6 protein-coding genes are annotated in these 4837 nt (G+C 37.6%); 2 read left to right on the top strand and 4 right to left on the bottom strand.

The window, feature by feature from the left end; genetic code table 11:
- Positions 1-82 precede the first annotated feature (82 nt).
- Together AC06OU_RS13505 and AC06OU_RS13500 are read left to right on the top strand one after the other, a co-directional pair.
- Complete coding sequence (locus tag AC06OU_RS13505) at positions 83-535, top strand: hypothetical protein (RefSeq protein ID WP_475856430.1); 453 nt, start codon at positions 83-85, stop codon at positions 533-535.
- Between the two features lie 55 nt (positions 536-590).
- Positions 591-908 (top strand): hypothetical protein, encoded by a 318-nt coding sequence (locus AC06OU_RS13500; RefSeq protein ID WP_475856428.1) that lies wholly within the window; start codon positions 591-593, stop codon positions 906-908.
- A gap of 449 nt (positions 909-1357) precedes the next feature.
- Here AC06OU_RS13500 and AC06OU_RS13495 read toward each other — a convergent pair whose 3' ends face one another.
- The 4 genes from AC06OU_RS13495 to AC06OU_RS13480 all read right to left on the bottom strand — a co-directional run.
- Positions 1358-2134, bottom strand: coding sequence for an alpha/beta hydrolase (locus tag AC06OU_RS13495; protein ID WP_475856427.1), 777 nt, complete (start codon positions 2132-2134; stop codon positions 1358-1360).
- 3 nt (positions 2135-2137) lie between these two features.
- A complete protein-coding gene (locus AC06OU_RS13490; RefSeq protein ID WP_475856426.1) occupies positions 2138-2935 on the bottom strand; it encodes an ABC transporter ATP-binding protein in 798 nt (265 codons plus the stop codon).
- Between the two features lie 10 nt (positions 2936-2945).
- On the bottom strand, positions 2946-3977 hold the full coding sequence (locus AC06OU_RS13485; protein ID WP_475856423.1) for a FecCD family ABC transporter permease: 1032 nt from the start codon (positions 3975-3977) through the stop codon (positions 2946-2948).
- Positions 3970-4837 (bottom strand): FecCD family ABC transporter permease (locus AC06OU_RS13480; protein ID WP_475856422.1); only part of this gene is annotated, 868 nt, incomplete at its 5' end. The genes AC06OU_RS13480 and AC06OU_RS13485, both read right to left, overlap by 8 nt.

Genomic DNA, 4837 nt, shown 5'->3' with positions numbered 1-4837 from the left:
AAAATTAATTAAAACTTATAAAATTAATAAGGATCCAGTTTAGTTACACGAATTGCAAGTTAAACAACAAGGAGGGGAAAAGTTGGCATACAAAGCAAAAGTCCAACGAGGAATTATGTTTTTTTTATTTGTTATGACGGTGGGTTTATTATTTTCAAACATTATAAGTAATAATTTTTCCAGAGGATTGTTATATTTTCATATTATAATTCTTTTATTTTCACTGTTATCATTTTTTATTCAATATAAGCTGGAAATAAAGGATGGTTATCTGACGTATCAATTCCTATTCATCAAAATGCCTCTTTATAAACGAGTCATACACCCCTACCAAATAACAAATATTAAATTTGTCCGTTTTGGTTGGTCTACTAAAGGTGCTATTATACAAATCAATAAGGGCCTCAATATTCGTGTTTTTAACTTCGAGCCTAACAACGTATTTTTAGATTTACTCGATTTTGCAAATCAAAATTCTATATCAATCCAAAAAACCAAAGATTATCAAATTTTAGAACGAATGAAGGAAACTTAGTCAATAGTCTCTCTGAATCTTTACATATGATGAATCTAACGAGGGAGCGTTTGTGTTGAAAATTAAAATTACAATAAGTTTTATATCATTGATTTGTTTGTTTTTGGCTGGTTGTGCTGATGATTACCAAGAAAGTTTTACTTTCTCCGGAACAGTCGAGGAGTTAGACGCTAAAGAAGAGATATTAGTTATTAAAGAACACAACAACATTAATAAGGGCATACGAGGAGGAAATGTATACGAAATACCTGTTGTTGATGTGAAGAGGTATAATATTGGTCAAAATGTCGTTGTAACTGTCTTTTCTAATACCGATGAAGATGTTTGGGATGTAGATCATATGAAATTTGATATAAATATAGTCAAAGAATAACCATGAGCTAGGAGATACTTTTCCAAGCTTTTTTTGTTTTTAGGCTATGTTAAAGAGTAGGGTTGATTTATGATGCAAAGAACTCTATAAATCAGAAAGTAGAATTGATTTTTCGCACCAGCCGGACGCTTTCCTCGGGGTGAGCGATAAGCCATCACCCATCGCTTACGCGCGTGGTTGTGATGTCTTATCTGTCTCACTCATCCCGTAGGAGTCGCCGTCTGGCACTCCAATCAATAAATGGGAACAGCTTTAATGCAACGATAAGTGCTAATAAATTTACTCGCATAAACAAAGCCGAAAAACTGTACCCAATCCCAATTCATCATCTATTTATGTTCTTAATAGTCATTTGAATGTTACTTTTTTAATGTTTACAGTCACTATAAAAAAGAATTTTCTTCACTAATGAGGGAAGTAGCTAAGGTACACCACTTCTCTTTTAGTCTTTAGTGTAAATAGCGAAATGCCCTACTCAAAACCGTAGGCACCACTGAGGCATGGTTTTCATCCTGTGCTATAAATATTTCCGTTTCTATACTTTCATGTAACACCCTATATAGATGTTTTGCATCCTCACACATAAAACCTTCTTTGCTACCAACTGATATAAACAGTTTTTTATGTTGAAGATTGGTTTGCAAACGTACAAAATTTTCTGCTTCCTTATATAGCTCGTATTCATTCCACCATACAGAAGGACTTATCGGTAGGTAGCAGGAAAATAAGGCTGGTTGTTTTAATAATGTCCACAGAACAAAAAGGCCACTTAAGGAGTGACCAAAAAGTGCCTGATTCTGTTGGTTAACTGGATAATGCTTCTGTACATTCGGCATTAGCTCATCCTTTAAAAACGCTAGGAACTTCTCTGATCCGCCATGCTCTCCTAAGTCCTTCCCCTTTAAACGCTTTGGATAGATATATGCTTCTGCCTTGGGAGTAAAATCAAAAAATCTTCTTTTGCGAGCATCCTCTTCCTTACCAGAATGTCCAATCCCAACCACAATGGAAGGAGAAATACGTGTTTTAAGGGGATTTTTCGATTGCAGCTTCACTACATCTCTTGCAAGCTGGAAATACCAGTTTCCATCTAGCACATAGTAGACAGGAAAACCCTCCTTAGGAGGCTCCACATTTGGGATTGAAACTTTTATATCATACAAATAGTTTGTGTGCTCGGAATCGATTTGAAAATGCTCTGTATTTTCTAACAGTACCTTATCCATCTATTAAACCTCCTCTAAAGTTTCATATCCATAGCAAACAGGTGCCTCTGTTTCCTCATCGAACATTATCTTTGCATCTATTTGGAAAACCTTTTTCATAACTTCCTTTGTCAATATTTCCTTAGCAGTACCCGTTGTAATAATCTCTCCGTCTCGCATTGCAATAAGCTCATCCGAAAAGCGAGCAGCATGGTTAATATCATGCAATACCATCACTACTGTACACTGATGCTTCTTATTTAACTCCTCGACTATCTTCAACATTTCTAACTGATGGGCCATATCTAAGTATGTCGTTGGCTCATCGAGCAGGAGAATTTCTGTATCCTGTGCGAGTGCCATCGCAAGCCATACCTTTTGACGCTGACCACCAGATAGCTGGTTAATTTCTCTATTGCGATATTCCATTGTTTTGGTGACAGTCATTGCCCAATCAATTACTTCGATATCCTTTTTGGAGAGTTTTCCAATATTTTTTCGGTGTGGAAACCTTCCATAAGAGATTAACTCTTCTACCTTCAATTGAGCAGGAGCTACAGGGCTTTGCGAAAGCATAGCAAGCCTTTTCGCAATAGCCTTTGTTGGCATCGATATCATATCTTCCCCATGTAAAAAAACCTTTCCGTTCTTTTGCTGAAGAATGCGTCCGATCGTTTTTAATAGAGTTGATTTTCCACAGCCATTGGGACCAATAATAGTCGTTATTTTCCCCTTTTGAATGGACGTATTTAAATTTGTAAACACTGTTTGTTTATCATAGCCAGAGCTAAGCTCTTCAACACGTAATATACTCTCTATCATAGGTATCCTCCTATGCCTTCGTTTTGATTAATAAGTATAAAAAGTAGGGAATTCCAATTATAGAAACAACGATTCCTACCGGCAGCTCGGAAGGCTCAAAAACAGTCTTAGCAATGTAATCCGACAGAACCAATAGGAACATTCCGATTGCAGCACTCATGGGCACGACGAATCTATGCTTGATGCCAACTAACCTTTTAGCAATATGAGGTGCCATCAACCCAATGAATCCAATCCCACCGGACACCGATACACAGGCACTGACAAGTCCTATACTACATAGTAATAGGATGGATTTCTCTTTTTCTACTGAAATTCCAAGACTCTTCACATTAGCATCCTCTAACTGGAGATAATCTAACAAGTGACTTTTCCTATAGATCACAGAACTAAGGATAAGCACCCAAGGGAGGATGGATAAAACGAAAGCCCAGTTAGCATTATAAATACTCCCGGAAATCCAAACTGCGGCCATCTCATAGTCACTTGCATTCATCTTAAGTGATACATATAAGGATAAGGCTCCGAAGCCACTACCTATTGCAATACCCGTGAGGATCAATCTTTGCATATCCAAAATTCCATTTTTCCAAGAAAAGATGAAAATAATTGAAGCTGCAAGCGCACCTCCCACAAAGCCAAAGAGTGGCATTAGAAAAATCGTATACCAGCCATCTTCCACAAAATTGGAAGCAGACATTTGAAAGAAGAACATAAAAATCACAATAGAAGCCCCTGCTCCAGCATTTATACCTAATATGCCTGGATCCGCTAAGCCGTTCCTTGTCACACCTTGTATAACAGTTCCTGCAATCCCAAGACCGATTCCTACTAAGGCTGCAATGACAATCCTTGGTAATCTAAATTCAAATATAACCAAATCGTGTTTATCATTTGGATCAATTCGTAAAAAAGTTTTGAGTACCTCCAGGATCGTCATATCAAAGACTCCATTCGTAATGTGAAAATAGAAAGCGATAAGAGTCAACCCAGCAAAGATAGACAGCATTGTGATGAAACGTATAAATGGACCTTTATGCACGCTGTGCTCCCCCTCTCGTCCGAATTAGGTAAAGGAAGAAAGGAACACCAATAATAGCCGTTACTACACCCACGGGAGTCTCAAATGGAAAGTTGATAAAGCGACTAATTACATCACAAAAAGCTAAAAACACCGCTCCGATTGCTGCAGAGCATGGAATTAGAAATCTGTAGTCAACCCCTACAAGAAATCGTGTAATATGAGGAATTATTAATCCAACAAACCCTATCTTTCCTACTAAGGCAACTGCAGTACCAGTTAAGCATACAACCGCAAGAATACTTATGATTTTGACCATTTTTGTTCGTTGCCCTAAACCAACTGCAATGTCATCACCTAACGAGGCAATGGTAATTGACTTTGAAACCCCTAATGCTAGTAATAACCCAACTAAACCAAACGGAATAGACAGCCAAAGCATTTCAGGATTAACTATATGTAATTTTGCGTTATACCAAACACTAACGCTTTGAGAAACTTGAAAGTACATGGCAATAGCAGAGGCTATACTGCTCAAGAATGTTCCAATGACTGTTCCAATAATGGCCAATCGAACAGGAGATAGCCCACCCTTTATCAAGGAGCCAAAACCAAAGACAAGACCTGCCCCAATAGCAGACCCTATCATCGAAAGAATAATCATTTGATAATTAGGAAGTCCCGGAAAAAAGACCATTGCTATTGTAATAACAAATGCCGATCCATCGTTTACTCCCATTATAGAAGGAGATGCCAAATAATTTTGTGTTATACCTTGCATAATTGCTCCTGCAACAGCTAGAAAAGCTCCAACCAATAAAGCTGCGATTACGCGTGGTAATCGCGATGTCATAATAATGTTATGATCCACATTATTTCCA

The sequence above is a fragment of the Psychrobacillus sp. genome, assembly GCF_056205495.1.
The sequence above is the reverse complement of the archived record's forward strand: the minus strand, read 5'-3'. Positions and strand labels throughout refer to the sequence as shown.